We start from the raw sequence: 19,026 nt of genomic DNA, 5'->3' as shown, positions 1-19,026 counted from the left end.
AACGTTCACACGCCGCCCGTCACCAACGGCAGCACCGTCAAATCCGGATGCGTTCCTTCGACGATGCTGCGCCCCACCTGCACCCCTTCGTAGAGCGCTTCGTCGTGACCGGCGAAGCTTTCCTCTCCATCCGCATGGAACGGCACCGCATGACCGGGAATCGCCGCATCGGCGCCAGGATGGCAGACGTAGCCGACATACGTGTAGCGGTTATCCACCACCGCCGGCGCTGACCCGCCGCTGCCGGCATCGGCTGGCGGGGTCTTCGGAAAGGGCGCCACGTGAATCTCGAAACCCTCGTACTCCACCATTTGCCAGGGTGCGGTTTCATCGGCCATGGTCACCTCCTTCCCTATCACGCCTCTCAAAAAGTCTAGGTGATTTCCGCGTCCGGCGCGCTTAATCAACGGCACCGCGCCAGCTTTACGGCTTGATCGCGCCGAGTTGTTTGAGCAGCGTCAGATTGTCTTCGAGGTGCCAGTTCTCGACGATGCGGCCGTCCTGGACCCGGTAGAGATCGAACGCCTGAAAGTCGACGGTCTGGCCGCTGCCTTTGAGATTCTGGAACTGGCCGGTGAAGTGTCCATGGAAATGCAAATGAACCGACGCGCGGTCGCCGGCCACCACGAGGTCATCAATTTCCGCATGCAGGTCGGGCACCGCCGCGCGAAATCCCTTCGATGCCGCTAACGGCCCTTCAGGCCCTTGCGGCCGTCCGTCAGGCAAGGTGCGATCGATAAACGCCGGCGACAGCGCGAGCTTTGCGTAGGACGTGTCGCCGGTGTTCCAGAACGCGGCGTAACGGCGCGCGGTTTGCACGATCGCGGCGCTGTGCGCGGAACGCGTGTCAACGGCGACGTGGTGCGGCACGGGCAGGTCGGCGTCGCTCGTGGCTTGAGCGGCCTGAGTGGCATGAGCGAAGCCCACGGCGCCGGCAAGGCTAGCTGCAAGCAGCGCGTGACGGGAAAGACGGGCAAAAGATTGGCGGGACATGACAGGCTCCGGAGAAGTTGAAGTAGATGAAACACATTCTCCAGCTAACGACTGCATTTGATAATTGGCCTTTCACTTAAAGGATTTTATTGTTGGATTTGAAAATGACCGGTTCGCGTGGACATCTGATCGAACCTTAAGCGGCCGTCGCCAGGGCGCGCGATCTCTCCGCCGTCATATAGAATGACGCGCCTTGCTCCAAACACGACCGTCGCCCATGTGGTTCAAAAACCTTCAGTTGCACCGTCTTCCCGCTCCGTGGTCCGTCACCCCCGAACAGATGCAGAAGTGGCTCGCGCCGCACGCATTTGCGCCCGGCAATACCGTCGAGATGCAAAGCCACGGCTGGGCCTCGCCGCGCGACAACGACTCGCTGGTGTACGCGCTCAATGGCCAGATGCTGCTGGTGTTTCGCACCGAAAAGAAGCTGCTGCCGGCATCGGTGGTCACGCAGGTGACCAAGGCGCGCGCCGCCGAACTCGAGGAACAGCAGGGCTTCAAACCCGGCCGCAAGCAGATGCGCGAACTCAAGGAGCAGGTCACCGACGACCTGCTGCCGCGCGCGTTCAGCATCCGCCGCGATACACGCGTGTGGATCGATTGCAAGAACGGCTGGCTGGTGATCGACGCGGCATCGCAAGCGGTCGCCGATGAAGTGCGCGGCCTGCTGGTGAAGTCGATCGATCAACTGCCGCTCGGCACGGTGCGCGTCACGCAATCGCCGGTCGCCGCAATGACGGACTGGCTGCTCTCCGGCGAAGGCCCCGCCGGTTTCACGCTCGATCAGGATACCGAGTTGCGCTCGCCGACCGAAGGCAACGCGACCGTGCGCTACGTCGGCCATACGCTGGACGCCGAAGACATGCGCCGCCATATCGAAGCCGGCAAGCAATGCATGCGACTCGCGATGACGTGGAACGACCGCGTGTCGTTCGTGCTGACGCCGTCGCTGGTGATCAAGCGCATTGCGGCGCTCGACGTGCTGAAAGAGGCGAGCGATCCCACCGCGCACAACGACGACGAACGCTTCGACTCCGACGTCACGCTGATGACCGCCGAACTCGACCGCATGCTGAGCGATCTGCTCGACGCGTTGGGCGGCGAGCAGGACGTTGCGATGCCGCAAGCCGCGGCGGCCTGAGGCCGTTTCGTTTGCGCTTTCGTTCGCGTTCACGAGGTTGCAGGCCGGCGCGTGCTCAGATGCCCGCGTCGGCACTTATTAAGCCGAATTATGCCTATCTGAATCCGGCTTAATAAAATTTACCCTTCATGTCCCGGCCGTCACACTGCTTGTGCTGACGGTGCAAGCCGTCAGGAACCTTCCGATCCATCGACGCGCGCCCGGCCTGTCATTGCCTCCATGCCGGCCGCGTCCTCCTGACCAGGACCCGACATGAAACTCGCCCCTTTGATGATCGCCTTCGGCCTTGCTTGCGCCGCTGCCGTGCCCGCCTCGGCCAGCGCAACCGACGCGAAGTATCCGCCTGCCCCGTTGCCGGCCTATGCGCAGGACGAACTGCAGCGAGTCGTCGATGCGGCAAGCGGCTCGTCGCCGGATGCGCAGGCTGTCCTGAGCGCGCCGCGAGGCGAGATGACCGCGCCTGCTGTCCCGACTGGCGTTCAGAGCGGTTCGTATGCCGCGCCGCGGAATGAAACGCACACCGCCGCGAGCGTGAGCACGCGTTCGAGCAAACGCGACGGACGTTCGTCGAAACCGCGTCACCATGAGAAGCACAAGTACGTGTGAGTACCATTCCCGCAAACATGGTTAAGATTGCGATCAGAAGCGCGCGCCCGTCACGGAGGTTTGCCGATGGTTCGTCTGGTCATGATTCTGCTGGGAGTCGATTACCTGCGTACGCGCTGGCGCACATTGCAGTTGATCGGCTGGGTGAGCCTGCTGCTCGGCGTGGTGGTGTTCGTCGACGCGCTCGACAACGCGCTGTATTTTCCGATCACGCCGTTCGCGTTGCTGCTGCTGCTCGAAGGTCTCGCCACGCTGGCCGTCGCGTGGACCGGCATGGGCGGGCAGCGCACGCTGCGCTACGTGAAGGGCTTCGCGTTCTGCTGCGCGGCCGCGCTGATTCTCGCCGGCCATCATCATGGCAACTTCATTCTGTCGATGATTTTCGGCACGCTGTTTCTGGCCGACGGTTTGCTGCAGATCGTCTCGGCCAGAGTAGTGCGCTATCGCACGTGGCGGTTCGCGATGATCGGCGGCGGTGTTGAAATTGCGCTGGCGGTTTTTTTCTACCAGCCGTACCCGACGCACTATGTCGGCACCGTGCCGTATTGCCTGGGCCTCGGTCTGATATTCGGCGGCTGGAACATGATTCTGCTGAGTACGCGGGTTCGGCGGATGGCGTCGAATCCGGCGGTGGTTGGCGAGCAAGCGACGGATGGCGCTAACGCCGCCGCGAGTGCCGTGCATGCTGCAAGCACCGCGCATGCCACGAATACCGCGAATACCGCGAGCGCCACCAGTACCGCCGACCCCACCCACCCCGCCGCGTCGCGCCGACCGCCCAACCTCGAATGGGACGGCCCGCCCGGCGCCGACGAAACCGCATTGACCATCCACGTCTGGACTCCGGTCGGCACCGCCAAAAGCGAGGCGCGCCGCCAGCCGATCGTTGATCGTTATATCGCGGCGGTGGATCGCAACGGCGTGATCTCCACCGGCCATGCCGCGCTCGAATCGCCCGAGGGCATTTACATCAGCCTGTACCCGGGCGTCGAGATCGATCGCTCACCTGACGATTTCGCGCGGCTCCTGCGCGCCACACGCGAGAACGACGTGCCGGGCGTCTTCCAGCCCGATTACCCGACCGAATCGAAAGCGTGGTGCCCGTCGACGGTTCAGGTGCGTATTCGCAATTACGATCCGGTGCGTCTGCGCCGGTTCTGGGACACCTATCGGGAGGACGCCACCTACAACCTCACGCATCGCAATTGCTCGAGCAGTGTGTCGCGCGCGCTGGAAGCGGCGATCGAGGGTGCGTCGGCGCGCGTGTGGGGCGATCTCGGCGGATGGCGGCCGTTTCTGCGCGTGATCACCACGCCGGAACTGTGGGTCGCCGCACAACTGCGCAAACGCGCCGCCACGATGGCATGGACGCCCGGCCTCACGCTCGACTACGCGCGCGCCCTCAGCATGCTCGCCGACCCGCGGCCGTCGGGCTGGGTGACGATGGCGCGCGTGGCCGTGCGCAGAATGGTTCGCTCGCGCCGTCAATGGCGCGAGGAGGCGCGCAATGCACCGGCTGTGCGCGAAGCGGCGCATGAGGTGGCGCACTCGGCCCCATCCAGCACAACACCCAGCGCAACACCCAGCCAACCGCACGATTGACTCCGCTTCGTGGCAAGCCTCTGCCCAACTTCGACGATGCGGTAAAAATAGCAGTCGCATCAACAGCTTGCAGATTTTGCCGGATAGTTATGCACAGATTTGCGAACAGTTTCTGTTGATAACTTTCGCGCGTGCCACTGCGGCCAAAGTGACATTACTTATCCAATATGGCGGGTGTATGCTCAGGTCGTCACTGGCCTCTTCGACAGCACCCGAGCACGCCGGAACCGGCCGTGGCTCATTCCAAGATCAAACCGTGCCGGGCGCTTCACGCCCACTGAGGCGGCGGCTTTCTTTGCAAGTGTGAACACGATGAAATTGCACGTCGGCTACGAGCTGGTTTACGAGTGCGTGCAACCGACGCCGATGATGTTGATGTTGAACACCCACTTTTCGCACGTCAAAGAAGTGCTGAGTCCGGATCTGCTGACGGTCAATCCGTCGGTGCCGATCACCCAGTATCGCGACGGCTTCGGCAATCTGTGCAGCCGGCTGGTGGCGCCGCAGGGCAGGGTGTCGTTCTCGACCAGCGCCGTGCTGGAGGTGTCGTCCGAACCGGAACGGCGCCCGCCGTTTACCGAGCAACATCCGGTGGAGGCGTTGCCGAACGATTCGCTGGTGTTCCTGCTGGGCAGCCGCTACTGCGAAACAGATCTGCTGTCCGAATTCGCCTGGCAGACGTTCGGCAAATTGCCGTTGGGGCGCGTGCGCGTGGAGGCGATCTGCGACTACGTGCACCAGCATATCGAGTTCGGCTACGACTTCGCGCGGCCCACCAAGACCGCATGGCAGGCGTGGCAGGAGCGCAAGGGCGTGTGCCGGGACTTTGCCCATCTGGCCGTGGCGCTGTGCCGGGCGATGAACATCCCGGCGCGCTATTGCACGGGTTATATCAGCGACGTCGGCGTGCCGCCGCCGTATTCGGCGATGGATTTTGCCGCGTGGTTCGAGGCTTACGTCGGCGGTTGCTGGCAGATGTTCGATCCGCGTAACAATGTGCCGCGCATCGGGCGGGTGCTGATGGCGCGCGGGCGGGATGCCGCGGACGTTGCCATCAGCAATGCGTTCGGGCCGACGCAGTTGCTGAAGTTCGCGGTGGTGTGCGAGGCGGTTTAGTGCGTTCGCCGGGGAAGATCTAAAGTTTTTGCGCCAAATGCCGACATGCAGTGCATCTGTGTTTGACGCTCGCTTTCGACCTGGTTTTTAACCCGGCTTTCGACTTAACACCGCTCGCTCTTAGCGCCGACTCCGGAACAGCATGATTTCCCGTAACCTGGCCGCCGTCTTCGCGGCCGTTCTTCTTGCCTTACCTAGCGCGCCGGCTTCGCAAGCTGCACCGACTGAGCTGGCGGCAATCGCCGTCAGTCTGACCGTGCAGGAAACCTGCCTCGTGCAAGCCACGGACGCGGCAATCAGCATGGCGAACCAGCCGATGGTGTCCTGTCTGCACGGCGCGCCGTTCGAGATCACGCAAGCCGGGATCGATCCGGCGGGATCGGCGAACCCGACTCAGAACGCGACTCAGAACGCGACCGGGAGCGCGGCGCAAAGCACCGCGCAGAACGCGCGACGGAACGCGCTGCCGCCGGTGGAATACGTCGCCGCTCGCGACGCCCGGCAGACCGTCTGGACCGTCAATTTCTAACTCACGCCTGTCCCGCGACCTTCAAAAACTGATCGTCGCGGTAATCGTGTCGCTGTAACTCCCCGGCATCGGCGTGCTCTGCGCCGGCACCAGACCGTAGACCTGAATCGCGACCGGATTGCCGGTGCCCGTGCCGGTGGCCACCGTCGTGCTGCCCGTGCCGTCGCCCCATGCGTGTGTGTGGCCGGCATCGGTATAAAGCTGGTAATTCACCGCGCCGCCGCCGCCCGAGCGCTGCATCTGGCGCGCCGCGACGTTGCCGCTCGAACCGCCGTTCAGCGTGATCTGGTAGGCGTCGTTATTGGTGCAGCGCGCCGTCACTGCACCCGTCGCGCTCAGCGCCGAACTCAATACGCCTGTGGATGTGAACGCGATGTTGGTCGCGCTGATCAGACAGTTGTTGATCACCGTGGCGCTGCTCGTGAAAGCGAAGCTGCCGCCGCTTGTGGTCAGCGACGCGCAGGTTGGCCCGATCAGCAGATAAAAGCCATAGTTCAGCGACGTCTGACTCAGCAGTTGCGAATACACCGTGCTGACGTTGCCCGTGGTCGGCACGGTCGGCTGGTTGCTGCTGACCTGGCCGTAGAAATTGACCGTCGCCGACGCGGTGACGTCGGTCAAGGGTTTGTTGAGGATCAGCGAGATCGGCGTCGTGCCGAGTGCCGACGACCCCCACGGAATCGAATAGCCGCCGTCCTGATACAGGTTGTATTGCAACTGGTTGGCGCCGCTCGTCATGGAGCGCGGCGTCGTGCCGCCCATGTTCAGGCAGACCTGCACGCTCGGCGTCAACGTGACTGCCGGCCACGTGCACTGAACCGTAATGCTGCCGGTCGCGTTGACGACGCTCAGCGCGATCGGGCTGACGTTGCCGAAACTCAGCGCGGAGGGACTCGCCGTGCAGGTTTGCGCGCTCGCGGCGCGCGGTAAGCAGCCGAGCAGGGCGCACAGTGCAAGGAGCAGAAAGAGCCGCTTCATCGCGCCGCCGTGGGGTTGGCCGCCACCTCACCCACACCGCCTTTCCCCGCACTCGACGTCGCCTTCCCGCACGTCAACGGCCCAATCGTCGGCAGCGAGCCATTGCTGGGCCGCTCATACGTGAACGCGACACTGCAATGCACGTTCACGCCGTCCACCTCCAGATGATTGTCGCGCTGCAGTTGCTCGATAAACGTCAACCCGTCATACCCGACGATCGTATCGCCGCCGCTTTCCACGTGATGCACGCGCGTGCCCGGCGGCAGCAGCTTGCCGTCCGCGCCGCGCAGGATCACCGAAGCCGCGCTGTAACGCGACACCCGGAAGGTCGCCAGCACGCCCGCATGGGACTGCGGCACCAGATCCATCGAGGTGGTCGCGATGCGCGCGTCGGCGGGCAGGTTCATGCTGTCGATCGCGACCTGGTTGTGCTGGTACGCATTCAGATCGGGAATCAGCAAATGACCGCTGCGATCGGTCGTGCCGATCACGCGGTTTTCGTGCAGTACCGGCACGCCCGCGACGCCGTCGGTGGAGACCAGCGCGAAACCGTCGTCGATGCGGCGCGCCGGCTGGATCGTATGGTCCATCAGCACGATCGCGCCGGTCATGTCGAGCGAGGCGCCCGCATGCCGGTCGATGTCCTGCGCCACCGCCGTCACTTCGCCGTATTTGCCGAGGTATTGCGCCTGCGCCTGACGATACGGCACCGCGCCCGTGCCGCCCGCCTGCACGCCCCAGCCCCAGCCGCCGGCGTAATCGGGTGGCCGCTGCGCATTGAGGTTGTAGGTCGACTGGCCGTTCTGGCGGCCCACGCTCGCATTGATGGACGTGTTGTTGCCGAGACCAAAGCTCGCGGTCAGGAACACGCCTTGTGCGTCGTGCTGCAGAAAATCCTTGTAGGTGCTGAACGTGAGCGAGGCCAGATTGCCGAAGCTCAGCGTGTACGACAGCGAACCGATCCGCGACGCCGACACGCCCGGATACCGGTAGCCGATGTAGCTGAGCGACAGCGTCTGCCGGCTGAAGAGGGGCAGCGCGAGCGTCACCCGGTCGGTGGTGGTGGGCACCGGCGTGCCGTCGCGGGCGGCGAGGTCGCCGTAGTTGCCGTAGGCGCGCAAGGTCTGCGCGTCGATCGAAAAGCGCGGCTCGATCAGTTGATAGCCGAGACCCAGTTGCGTGCCGTTCAGCTTGCCGGCGCTGCCCGACACCGAACCGTTGATCACCCCCACCATGCCCATGCGCACCAGCGCGCCGGCGCCCGCGTTGACGAGGCCGCCGGTCGCTTCCGCGTGACCTTCGAGTGTGAGCGAATCGCTGATGCCGCGGCGCGCGGTCGCGCTGGCGGCCGGCCGCGGATCGTAGGAAAACGAATCGATACCGTAGTTGCGCCGCAGGAAACCCGCTTCGAACGAATAGCTCGACAGACCGGCTGCCAGCATGCGCGTATCCACATAGAGCGGCAGCGAGGTCGAGATCGTGCGGCCGAGCGCGTCGTGCGTGATGACGGTCGCTTCACCCGCGCCGGTAATGCCCGGCACGTTGTTGACGATGAACGGTCCGCTCGGCACGTTGCCGCTGTATTGCCGCACGTTGTTGATGTACAGATCCACCGCCGACGGCACCACCGCCGTGCCCGACAGCGACTGCACCGGAAACGTCACGAGATCGGGGCGCAGCGCGAAGTTGCTGCGCCACTGGAAGCCGCCGATGCGGATCGAGCGGCTCCAGTCGAGCGACGAAGAAATCGTGTCGCCGATTTGCGTGGTGGTGAGTTTGGCGGGGTCCGACTTGCTCCACGACGTGTCGTAGCGCACGTAGCGATGCAGATCGCGGTACAGGTACGCAATGCCGGTGTTGCTCACCACGCCGTTCGGATCGAAGTAGCGCTCCTCACTCCAGAGCGCGAGTTGCGCGTTGGTGTCGGTTTGCGCGAACGCGTCGTAGTTGATCAGGAAGCCGCGCGACGACGCGGCGTCCGGCGTTTTCGTGAGTTCGCGGGTGTCGAATGTGTACGGCTTGCGGATCGCGTCGGGCACCTGCAGGTCGATGCTCTGGCTCGCGGCGTCGTACTGGTACTGCAGGCCGGGAATGCGGTCGAGTTCGAGCGACGCGCTGTCGGCGGCGCCGAGTTTGTCCGTGGCGACGCCGATGTCGCTCAGGTCTCTCGCGGTCGCGCTGAGGCGGCCGCCCACTTCGCGAAAGTGCGCGATCAACGAAGTGCGTTGGCCGTTGAGCATGACTTCCAGATACAGATCACGCGCCGGCGCGGCGCCCGCGGCGGGCGGGGTGGCCTGTGCGGCGGCGCCGGGCGTGGCCGCGTGCTGAGGCGCCTGCGCTTGCGGCGGCTGCGGTTGCTGCGATTGCCGTAGCGTCGGCGGCGTCTGTGCGTCGGCCCGGCTGGCGCCGAGCAGAGACAGCGTGACCGCGAGCGCGACGGCATGCGGCTTCCATCCATGACGTATTCGCCGTCGTGTCATTCTCATCGGTTGCGTGGCGGTCCATCGTGTCGGTTCCCTCCGGCCGGCGCGCGCTCGTGGCCGGACTCGTGTGCGCCGGGTCGCGCCGTGGCCGTGTATTGCAGCTCGCAGCCGCTTGCCTAGTCGAGCTTCACGGCGGCTTCGGCCGGCAGCGAGTTGACCGAGGCGCGCACTTTCAGCGGGCCGTTCTGCGCGACGTTGTCAGGCAGCGCGACCGGCCAGTGCCGTTCGCGTCCGGCCAGCGCGTAGCCGAGCAGTCCTTTGTTGATCGGGTAGGCGTTGCCGGCGTTGTCGATCAGTTGCACGGCGGCGATCTGCGCGCGTTTGCGGCCGGCATTGTCGACCCGCAGCATCCAGCTTTGCGTGCCGCGCGACAGATGCCACGACAGCTTCGGCTGACCGATGTCGACGGCCGGTTCGACGAACACCGGCACCGAATAGCGCAGGCGGATCGTCACCCCGCTGGTGGGCGCCGCGTCGGGCTCGGGCAACTCGTCGATCAACACGCGATACCCCTGTTCAGCCGCCGACGGCGCCGGATTCGTGCGCACCAGCCGCACCAGTTGATCGGCGTGGCCGGCAATCTGGATCAGCGGCGGACTGGCGACGAGATCCTGTGTGGGTGTGAGCGTGTCTTCGCCGCTAGCCTGATCCCAGCGGAACACCCGCACCTGGCCGAACAGCGGTTTCTCGCCGGGGTTCTTCAGCGTGATGCCGCTCGCGTTGGCGTCCGCCGACATATCCACCATGACCGGCGAAATCTGCAGCGTCGCCGCCTGCGCGAACGGCGCGACGGCCGCGCTCAAGCACCACGCGAACGCGCTTCCCGCGACGAGCCGGCGAGGCGCGCCCAGGCGCCAGGCGCCGCGCGTCAAAAGTAGACCGTGGCGGTAATGGTGGTCTGATACGTGTCAGGTTTCGGAGTGGTTTGCGCCGGCACCTGGCCGTAGACGGTGATGGATTGCGACGAGCCGGAGCCGGTGCCGCTGACCGTGTTGGTGCCTTGCGTGTTGCCCCACAGCGTGGTGTGACCGGCGTCCTGATACAACTGGAAGCCGACGGTGGTGCCGGTGTTGCCGGTGGCGGTGCCGGCCATCAGACGGCTCGTCACGGTCGAACCGGTGACGGTGCCACCGTCGAGCCCGACGTTGTATGGCGTGGTGTTGGTGCAGGTGACCGCGACGGTGGTCTGCTGGTTGATCGCGGTGGCGAGCACGCCGTTGCTGCCGAAGTTAAGCGGGGTCGCGCTGATCGAGCAGTTGGCGGCGAGCGTGAGCGTGACGGTGAAGGTACTGGTCGCGGTGCCGTTCGAATAGACGGCGGCGCGCGCAAGCTGAAGAGGTAAGCCGAACATCATTGCGACGATCAGGCTGGATGACAGCAGTTTTCGTTTCATCATGAAACCTCTCAGGCCGACAGGACACCGGTTTTATCGCGCGGTCAATTTCAATTCAAGCCGCCGGATAGCGGGCGAGTGGTTGAAATTCCCCCGCTGAGTGTTCGCTTTAAAAAAACGTCATTCCAATTGTTGAAAATGAGTCTACACCAGACTTTCTTTGCCATACAAATGCTTAGGTGACAATTTGCGGTTCAGGCAATGGGTCAGTGGTGTGTCAATGGCAATTGATAGGCTGGGCGGGCGTGCCGGCGGAAATTGTTTCTGCGTGGCGAGGCTGGGGAAAATACCTAAGCGTGGTATTTTTCCGAATTCAAATTGCATCTGGCAATTTGAAGATGTTAGCGACGATTTGAAATTATGCGAATCAGGTAATTAACAATTTGGCTTGAATCGAATTGAGTCTGATTAAAACGGATATTTAATTGGCCGCCTATGCGCGATTGGCGTTCGGGCAAATGATTGCCACTGTGAGTGCTGCGATCGCCCGGTCGATGCGGGTTCTTCCGGCAAAGAAAAGGCCGACCCGAGGGTCGGCCTGGCGCCGCTATTTGTTGTACCCGCGTACTCGCGCGTTACTTCATGCAATCGCCCATGTTCTGCTGGATCTGTTCCGGGCTCAGATCCTGGGTGTGGGTGGCGAGCGACCAGCCGTGGCCGAACGGGTCCTTCAACTGACCGTAACGGTCGCCCCAGAACATGTCGGTGACGGGCATGAGCACGGTCGCGCCGGCCTCGACAGCCTGGTTGAAACTGGCGTCGACGTCCTCCACGTAGTGGTGAATCATGACCGGCGTGCCTTTCAGCGCAAGCGGGCCGAGCGTGTTGTGCTCGGGCCATTCGTCGGTGAGCATCAGCATGGAGTCGCCGATCTTCAGGCAGGCGTGCATCACTTTGCCGCCGGGGCCGGGCAGACGGAACTGTTCGACGGCGTTGAAGGCTTTCACGTAGAACGCGATGGCGTCCGCGGCGTTGGCGCAGATCAGATACGGGGTCAGCGAATGCATCCCATCCGGGATCGGTTTGACAGCGGTGCTGGACATGACGGCGACTCCTTGGTTGAACGGCTTCGTGAGTGGAAGACCGGCCCGCTGAGCGAGGCCTTCGACAGTACGACGAGTGCACGACCGTTGAATCGACACTCCGGGAAAAATATTTTCAGCACGGGCGTGCGGTGGGCAGGCGCATCGGCCGCCCACGTCAGCCGGCCGGATTGTCTTCGTCCGGCGGCGTGGCCGGCGTGCCGGAGGCGCCCGGTGTCGATGCGGCACCGTCCGGCGCGCCGAGAATGCTGACCTGGAAGGTCGGCGTTGCCGCCAGCGACTGCAGCGTCGCGTCCTCCGGAATATGTTCGAGCAGCGGCAATATCACCGAGCCGCCGATCACCGCGCGCCGGCTGTCGTCGGCAGGGCGCAGGCCCCACACGTCCTGGTAGACCACCGGCACCGCGACGCCATTGCGGGTCGTGTTGCCGATGTACAGCATCACATGCCCGCCGATGTAGATCAGCGTGCGCAACGGCACGCCGTGCCGCGCGAGATAGTCGAGCCGCTGCGCGGGCGTGGACGCCGACAGATCGACCATGCGTCCGGCGTTCATCTGCGTCGACGAATGGCGCGGCAGCCACACGCCGAAGGTCGCGAAGATGCTCTGCAGTTCCGAAGAACAGTCGTTGTAGAGCCCGCTATTGCCCCAGCCGTACGGCCGCCCGATCAGCGTCTTCATCAGCATGGCCAGATGACGCGGCGTGGCGGCGAGCGGGGTCGCTGCGATCTGCGTATCGGTCAGCGTGGCGGTGCGGATCAGCGCCTGACCGTCGGCATCGCGGGCGGGCACGAGGAGCTGGCGGGAAGCGCTGGCGCTAACCGGTGCGGAGGTGTCTGGCGCGTTTGCTAGGGCGTCGGTTTCCAAGGCGCGGCTTGCGGCATTGGCTGCGTTTGCGGCAGCCCGTGATTTCACTGGAACCGTGTTGGCCACTGCCCGCTTCGCGGGACTTGCCGATGCCGCCGTTCGAGGCAGCAACGGCAGCAGCGGCAGCAGCGTGCCCGCCGGCGCGTCGAAGCGGAACACGCCACGGTCGTCGCGCACCGGCGCCGACGCGACGATCACCGCGCCCAGCGATTTCGCCGTGGCGGCGCGCCACCTATCGACGAAGCGGTCGTCGGTCATGCCGACGCCGTCGCTGCGCACCCAGCCCTGCACGTCGGGCGTCTGCACGTAGCGCCATGCGCCGTCCACCGTGCTGCCCAGCACATAAAGCGGCGTGCCCGGCCGCACCGCCGAGATCTGCAGGTTGTCGAACGGATAGCCTTCGCCGGCCAGGCGATGGTCATAGAACGAGGGGTCGATGGTCGGCAATTCGCGCACCATCAGATTGGTCGTGGCGATCGCGCGCTGTTCGGCGCGATACGCGGCGTTCTGCGTGAACTGCGCGACGTTTTCGTTTTGCGCGATCGCGTCGATCCACGCCTTGTCGTGCGGACGGAAGTTCTCGCCATAACCGAGCGCCGCGCCGCTCTTGCCGGTGTTGTCGAACTTGTCGAGTCTGCGCTGTTGCAACGCGGCAATGTCCGCGCCTTGCTGACGATAAACCCGCATCGCCACGAACGCCGAATTCCACGGTGACGGCGCGTCGCTGCCGGTGCCGAAGTAGCGCGCGTAGAGCGCCTTGACTTGCGCCTGCTGGTCCGCGGCACTCAGGAACGGCTTGTCGTAGTCGGGGCTGTCCGGTTCGAGCCAGTGATCGACGTTCTGATCGTAGTGGGCGATCGGAAACAGCGTGATGGTGTCGAGCGGCACACGGGCGTCGTGGGACTGCGATGGATTGCTGCAGGCGCCGAGCGCAATGAGCGCGGTCAGCGCGGAACACAGCGCGGCGGCGCGGCAGGCGTTCGACCAGTGGTTCGACCTAATGAGGGCAAGGCGGGACGTGACGGCGACAGGCATGAGCTTCGACGGGGAAAAGGGCTAAGGGCACGATGATACGGTGTCGGCGAAACGGTCGAGGTGAACGATATGTTGCGTTCTCTCCGCGTTGTGAAAAAGCATACATAGCGCTTTCGTGTTTTCATGGCGTTTCAGACCGTGCAATACGGCTGCATCACCTTCACATCGGGCCTCGACGCTCACGTACGCGGCCCCACCACCAGGAGAACGACATGCTAACCAGCGCACGCAATCAATTCACCGGCGACGTCACCGAAGTCAAGCACGGCGCCGTCAACGACGAAGTCACGCTGCGGACCCAGGACGGTCTCGAGATCGTCGCGATCATCACGCATGGCAGCGCGACCAAACTCGGTCTCGCGGCCGGCAAAAAAGCGTTCGCGCTGGTCAAGGCGTCGTCGGTGATCGTGATGGTCGACGTCGCGAAGAACCAGGTGTCGGCGCGCAATTGCGTCGCCGGGACAGTGTCGGCGGTGACGAAGGGCGCGGTGAATTCGGAAGTGACGATCAGCGCCGGCGGCGCGCAGATCGCCGCGATCATCACCAATGACAGCGTCGATCGTCTGGCGCTCGCGAACGGTAAAGCGGCCACGGCGATCTTCAAGGCGTCGAGCGTGATCATCGGCGTCGATCAGTAAGCGCTGCGTGTCGGCCGGTTTTGCGACTGGCCGAGATTGACGAGGGCGAGCGGGGAGAGGGCGTCCCGAGAACGAAACAGCCGCTTGCATTAAACTGCACAGCCTTGCTGTTCCTCTTTCCGCTTTCGTCACGGACACCGTCATGTTCGAAGTTTCCTCCGCCTCTACTCTGCCCAAAGCCGCGCACTACGAAGAACTGGTCGCGCAGGCGCGTTCGCTGCTCGCCGGCGAAACCGACTGGATCGCCAACGCCGCGAATTTTTCCGCCTTCGTGTTCCATTCGCTGAGCGATCTGAACTGGGCCGGTTTCTACTTTCACGACGGTCAGGAACTCGTCGTCGGTCCGTTCCAGGGCAAGCCCGCGTGCGTGCGGATTCCGCTCGGCAAGGGCGTGTGCGGTACGGCCGCGCAAACCCGTCAGACGCAAGTGGTGCGCGACGTGCATGAATTTCCCGGTCACATTGCCTGCGACTCCGCATCGAATTCGGAAGTCGTCGTGCCGCTGGTCGCGCCGGACGGCACGCTGATCGGCGTGTGGGACGTGGACAGCCCGCTGATCGCACGCTTCGACGAAGAAGACGCGAAGGGCATGGAAGCGCTCTGCGCGGTATTTATCGAAGCAGCGATGCCGCGCGCCGCGTAACGTTTTGCACATAGCGCAGGGGGACACCCTATGCGCTTTCGTACATAGACTAGATGCACCTCAGGGGATGGGTCGACGGACCTCATCCCGCTATCGTTCTCTCCACGCGCTCAGGACTTCACATGGGCGCGACGAACCCCCACCAGGTTTTGGAGACACGCATGAGTTCCGCCATCGCTACCCCTAGCGCTTCCTCGTCGGCTGCTGCTACGACCACCCAGCCGCTGACGTTTCAGCGCTCCCCCGCGTTACCCCGCAATTGCACGTTCGACGCCCACGACTGGGAGATTCTCAGCCGCTACTGGCATCCGGTCGCGTTCGCCGCGGACGTCACCGACAAACCCATCAGCGTGACGCTGCTCGATGAGCCGCTGGTCGTGTTCCGCTCGAACGGCCAACTGGTGAGCGCACGCGACATCTGTCCGCATCGCGGCGCGCCGCTGAGTCAGGGCTGGGTCGATAACGGCAACATCGTGTGCCCGTACCACGGCCTGGCGTACGGCAGCGATGGCAAGTGCAATCACATTCCGTCGCAAACGGACGGCCCGATCCCTGAGCGCCTGCGTCTGGTCACCTATGCGACGCAGGAGGCCTATGGACTCGTGTGGGTGTCGCTCGGCGGCGGCACGGAAGCGCTGCCCGCGTTCCCGTACTGGGACGATCCGGACTTCCAGCAGATCCTCCCGCCCTCGATCGACATCAACGCGTCGGCGGGACGTCAGACCGAAGGCTTTATCGACGTCGCGCACTTCGCGTGGATTCATCACGACAGTTTCGCCGACCGGTACAACCCGGTGGTGCCGCAGTACTCCGTCGAACGACGCGAACGCGGCATGAAAGCGGAGTATGTGAGCAACGTCAGCAACTTCCCGAAGTCGATGCAACATCGTGCGCCCGACGATTATCTGTGGCACCGCATTTTCGAAGTAGACGTGCCGTTCTTCGCGCGCCTGACCGTGCAGTTTCCCGAGAACGGCCGTCTGTCGATCCTGAATGCCGCGAGCCCGGTGTCGGCGCGCAAGACGCGTCTGTTCGTGCCGATCGTGCGCAACTTCGACAAGGATCTGCCGCTCGAGGACGTCTACGCATTCAACCGTCAGGTGTTCGAGGAAGACCGCGCGATCGTCGAGCAGCAACGTCCGGAAGACTTGCCGATCGACCGCGCCGCAGAAGCGCCGATTCTGGCGGACCGCTCGTCGGGCGCTTACCGGCGCGCATTGGCCGAGATCGGTCTCGGCCAGGCTTATGTGCGCTAACGCGCGCGGCGATTCGGGAGAGAAGTCATGAAAGTATGGGAATGCGTGATCTGCGGATTTCGCTATGACGAAGCGCTGGGTCTGCCCGAAGCGGGCATCGCGCCAGGCACGCGCTGGGAAGACGTGCCGGACGACTGGTTGTGTCCGGACTGCGCGACCGGCAAACACGATTTCGACATGCAGGTGATCGCATGACGGCCACGCAGCAGGAGAATGGCGCGGCGCCGGTGGTGATCGTCGGCACCGGCATGGCGGGCTATACGGTGGCGCGCGAACTGCGCAAGCTCGACAGCACCGTGCCGATCGTGATGATCAGTCGCGACGACGGCAGCTTCTATTCGAAGCCGATGTTGTCGAATGCGCTGGCAATGAAGAAAGAGCCGCAAGCGCTGGCGAGTTTCGACGCCATGGCGATGGCCTCGCAACTGGGCGCGTGGATTCGCGTGCATCAGAACGTCGAGCGCATCATGCCGGCCGAGCACACGCTGGTGGTGGATAGCGCACTGGTCAGCTATCGCCAGCTCGTGCTGGCCACGGGCGCCGATCCGCGTCGTTTGCTGGTAGGCGGCGACGGCGCGGACGACGTGTTGTCGATCAACGATCTCGACGATTACGCGCGCTTCAGGTTGGCGCTCACGCGCTGCCGTTCGGTGGCGATTCTCGGCGCGGGTTTGATCGGCTGCGAGTTCGCCAACGATCTGGTCGCCGCCGGTTACGCGGTCGATCTGATCGATCCGGCGACCACGCCGTTGGCGCGTCTGTTGCCGCTGCAGGTGGGCGAGATTTTCGCGCGCGCGCTTGAAGGGGGCGGCATTCGCTTTCATCCGGGGCGGAGCGTGAGCCGTATCGATCGTCTGTCGGACGGTTATCGCCTGAGTTTCGCCGACGGCGAGCGGATCGACGCCGACCTCGTGGTCTCGGCGATCGGGCTTGCGCCACGCACGGCGCTGGCCGCGGCGGCCGGGCTCGAGATCGAGCAGGGGATTCGCACCGATGCCTGGTGCCGCACGAGCGCGCCGGATATCTATGCGCTCGGCGATTGCGCGGCGATCGACGGCAAAGTGCAGCCGTATGTGCTGCCGATCATGCACGCGGCGCGGGCGCTGGCACGCACGCTGGCCGGCGAGCCGACGCGCGTGGCGTTCCCGGTGATGCCGATCACGGTGAAGACGCCGGCGAGTCCCGCGGTGGTCGTCACGCCCGAAGGCGAGGGCGCGTGGTCGATCGAAACCGGCGACGACACAGCGGTGCATGCGGCGCGTGCGGTATGCACGCAGGTGGATGGCGAACGCACGTTGGGCTTCGCGCTGCTCGGCAAGTCCGTCGAGGGCAAAGCGGCGCTGATCAAAGCGATGGCGCCGCCGCCGAACCCGTAACGCCTAATCTTTAACGCTTAACTCGTAACTCTTAACGCAGCACGCGATAACAATCTTCCTTCTGACCGACCTCACTTCGTGATCGCCTGGTGTTCTACAGGGCCTGTCACCTGAAAAGCATCCGTTGATCCCGTTCGCGCCGCAAGCTCTGCTTGCGGCGTTTTTTTATCTTGCGCTTGCGTGCGGAGTCGGCGAGAAGTTGCCGTGAATTTTTATCAGGAAGCCAGATCTTTCGCGACGTTGGCGATCAACCTGCGCAGCCAGATCGCGGCCACGCTGCGATGCGTGCGGTCGTGCCACAGTTGATAGTAGGTCAGCGCGCGCAGTTCGCCGGGCACCGGTTCGATGCGCAGCGGCAGCAGCTTCGTGTAGTGCGTGGCCAACGCACGCGTGGTGGTGAACAGCAGATTGGAACGTGCGAGCACGTAAGGCGCCATGCCGAAGTACGGCAGCGTCGTCGTGACCGTGCGCGACAAACCGTTGCGCGCGAGTTCGATATCCACCGTGCCCCATGCGGTCGTGTTGTAGGTCGTCACCGCCAGATGCTCGGCTTCTTCGTAGATCGCTTTGTTGAGCCGTCCCGGTTTGATCGGATGACCATTGCGCAGCAGGCACACCAGTTCGTCCTTGCACAGCGGTTGCAGATGCAGATGCTCGGGCGGCGTGCGCCAGTTGCCGATCACCAGATCGAGAAAACCGCTTTCCAGGCCGTGTTCATAACCGCCGTCCACCATCATCAGATGCCGGAATTCGAGCTTGGCGTGCGGCGCTTCGCGATGGAACGCGTCGACCACGGCGGGCACGAAGAACGCGTCGAGATAATCGGGCGAGCCGATTCGAAAAGTCTGGCTGGTGTTGGACGGATTGAACGACGTGGTGGGATGCAGGATCGCCGCGATATGGCTCAATGCCTGTGCGGCGGGTTCGATCAGCGTCAGCGCGTGCGGCGTCGGCACCATCCGGCTGCCGCTGCGCACCAGCAGCGGATCGCCCGTCATGTCGCGCAGTTTGCGCAGCGCCACGCTGACGGTGGGCTGCGATTGTCCGAGCAAGGTCGCGGTGCGCGACACGCTCGACTCGGTCAGTAGCGTGTGCAGCACCTTGAGCAGGTGCGAGTCGATGACTTCCTTGGACATGAAATGCGGGACTCGGTGACGTGCGGATCCGTGCGGATCGATGCGGCGGAACGGCGCTTTGTATCGGGGAAAGTGCGAGCAAAATATATCCACGGATATAACGGTCGTCAATCCGGCGACACCCTGTGCAACGCGGTGAAACGCCGATGCGCATTGACTTATGACGCACGGAATATCCTGGCCATAGCCG

At 64.0% G+C, this 19,026-nt stretch carries 19 protein-coding genes; 10 read left to right on the top strand and 9 right to left on the bottom strand.

What is annotated here, in order from left to right; translation table 11 throughout:
* Nucleotides 1–5: 5 nt before the first annotated feature.
* Both GGD40_RS07500 and GGD40_RS07495 read right to left on the bottom strand, forming a co-directional pair.
* Entirely contained in the window at nt 6–338 is a 333-nt protein-coding gene (locus tag GGD40_RS07500) for a hypothetical protein (RefSeq protein WP_179705988.1), read from the bottom strand.
* Between the two features lie 85 nt (nt 339–423).
* Nucleotides 424–993 carry an ester cyclase gene (locus GGD40_RS07495; RefSeq protein ID WP_179743256.1) on the bottom strand — a complete coding sequence of 190 codons (570 nt, stop codon included), beginning with the start codon at nt 991–993 and terminating at the stop codon, nt 424–426.
* Nucleotides 994–1,210: 217 nt separating this feature from the next.
* Between GGD40_RS07495 and GGD40_RS07490 the strand changes: the two genes are divergently transcribed.
* From GGD40_RS07490 to GGD40_RS07470, 5 genes are all read left to right on the top strand, one after another.
* On the top strand, nt 1,211–2,134 hold the full coding sequence (locus GGD40_RS07490; protein WP_179705983.1) for a recombination-associated protein RdgC: 924 nt from the start codon (nt 1,211–1,213) through the stop codon (nt 2,132–2,134).
* 252 nt (nt 2,135–2,386) lie between these two features.
* Nucleotides 2,387–2,740, top strand: a complete 354-nt coding sequence (locus GGD40_RS07485; RefSeq protein ID WP_179743255.1) for a hypothetical protein — start codon at nt 2,387–2,389, stop codon at nt 2,738–2,740.
* Nucleotides 2,741–2,806: 66 nt separating this feature from the next.
* The gene (locus GGD40_RS07480) at nt 2,807–4,342 is read left to right on the top strand and encodes an HdeD family acid-resistance protein (RefSeq protein ID WP_257030371.1); all 1,536 of its coding nucleotides are present in this window, start codon (nt 2,807–2,809) and stop codon (nt 4,340–4,342) included.
* Nucleotides 4,343–4,654: 312 nt separating this feature from the next.
* Nucleotides 4,655–5,458, top strand: a complete 804-nt coding sequence (locus GGD40_RS07475) for a transglutaminase-like domain-containing protein (protein ID WP_179743254.1) — start codon at nt 4,655–4,657, stop codon at nt 5,456–5,458.
* A gap of 142 nt (nt 5,459–5,600) precedes the next feature.
* Entirely contained in the window at nt 5,601–5,987 is a 387-nt protein-coding gene (locus tag GGD40_RS07470; protein ID WP_179743253.1) for a hypothetical protein, read from the top strand.
* 21 nt (nt 5,988–6,008) lie between these two features.
* Here GGD40_RS07470 and GGD40_RS07465 read toward each other — a convergent pair whose 3' ends face one another.
* The 6 genes from GGD40_RS07465 to GGD40_RS07440 form a co-directional block, all read right to left on the bottom strand.
* Nucleotides 6,009–6,965: a Csu type fimbrial protein gene (locus GGD40_RS07465; protein ID WP_179743252.1), complete on the bottom strand. Its 957-nt coding sequence runs from the start codon at nt 6,963–6,965 to the stop codon at nt 6,009–6,011.
* On the bottom strand, nt 6,962–9,445 hold the full coding sequence (locus GGD40_RS07460) for a fimbria/pilus outer membrane usher protein (RefSeq protein ID WP_257030370.1): 2,484 nt from the start codon (nt 9,443–9,445) through the stop codon (nt 6,962–6,964). The genes GGD40_RS07465 and GGD40_RS07460 overlap by 4 nt, the downstream gene beginning before the upstream one ends.
* Before the next feature lie 119 nt (nt 9,446–9,564).
* Nucleotides 9,565–10,299, bottom strand: a complete 735-nt coding sequence (locus GGD40_RS07455) for a fimbrial biogenesis chaperone (RefSeq protein ID WP_179744896.1) — start codon at nt 10,297–10,299, stop codon at nt 9,565–9,567.
* Nucleotides 10,300–10,316: 17 nt separating this feature from the next.
* Nucleotides 10,317–10,802, bottom strand: a complete 486-nt coding sequence (locus GGD40_RS07450) for a Csu type fimbrial protein (protein WP_244146936.1) — start codon at nt 10,800–10,802, stop codon at nt 10,317–10,319.
* Nucleotides 10,803–11,416: 614 nt separating this feature from the next.
* On the bottom strand, nt 11,417–11,884 hold the full coding sequence (locus tag GGD40_RS07445) for a VOC family protein (protein ID WP_179743251.1): 468 nt from the start codon (nt 11,882–11,884) through the stop codon (nt 11,417–11,419).
* 157 nt (nt 11,885–12,041) lie between these two features.
* Entirely contained in the window at nt 12,042–13,787 is a 1,746-nt protein-coding gene (locus tag GGD40_RS07440; RefSeq protein WP_179743250.1) for an SH3 domain-containing protein, read from the bottom strand.
* Between the two features lie 212 nt (nt 13,788–13,999).
* Between GGD40_RS07440 and GGD40_RS07435 the strand changes: the two genes are divergently transcribed.
* From GGD40_RS07435 to GGD40_RS07415, 5 genes are all read left to right on the top strand, one after another.
* Complete coding sequence (locus tag GGD40_RS07435) at nt 14,000–14,425, top strand: TOBE domain-containing protein (RefSeq protein ID WP_179743249.1); 426 nt, start codon at nt 14,000–14,002, stop codon at nt 14,423–14,425.
* Nucleotides 14,426–14,567: 142 nt separating this feature from the next.
* Nucleotides 14,568–15,068 (top strand): GAF domain-containing protein, encoded by a 501-nt coding sequence (locus GGD40_RS07430; RefSeq protein ID WP_179705965.1) that lies wholly within the window; start codon nt 14,568–14,570, stop codon nt 15,066–15,068.
* Between the two features lie 161 nt (nt 15,069–15,229).
* Nucleotides 15,230–16,324: an aromatic ring-hydroxylating dioxygenase subunit alpha gene (locus tag GGD40_RS07425; RefSeq protein WP_179743248.1), complete on the top strand. Its 1,095-nt coding sequence runs from the start codon at nt 15,230–15,232 to the stop codon at nt 16,322–16,324.
* Between the two features lie 27 nt (nt 16,325–16,351).
* Nucleotides 16,352–16,519 (top strand): rubredoxin, encoded by a 168-nt coding sequence (locus GGD40_RS07420; protein WP_074284961.1) that lies wholly within the window; start codon nt 16,352–16,354, stop codon nt 16,517–16,519.
* Nucleotides 16,516–17,700 carry an NAD(P)/FAD-dependent oxidoreductase gene (locus GGD40_RS07415; protein ID WP_179743247.1) on the top strand — a complete coding sequence of 395 codons (1,185 nt, stop codon included), beginning with the start codon at nt 16,516–16,518 and terminating at the stop codon, nt 17,698–17,700. The genes GGD40_RS07420 and GGD40_RS07415 overlap by 4 nt, the downstream gene beginning before the upstream one ends.
* Nucleotides 17,701–17,915: 215 nt before the next feature.
* Here GGD40_RS07415 and GGD40_RS07410 read toward each other — a convergent pair whose 3' ends face one another.
* Nucleotides 17,916–18,836: a LysR family transcriptional regulator gene (locus tag GGD40_RS07410; protein ID WP_179743246.1), complete on the bottom strand. Its 921-nt coding sequence runs from the start codon at nt 18,834–18,836 to the stop codon at nt 17,916–17,918.
* Nucleotides 18,837–19,026: the final 190 nt, after the last annotated feature.

This window comes from Paraburkholderia bryophila (assembly GCF_013409255.1).
Lineage (GTDB): Bacteria > Pseudomonadota > Gammaproteobacteria > Burkholderiales > Burkholderiaceae > Paraburkholderia.
This window is presented reverse-complemented; position numbering and strand designations above follow the sequence as displayed.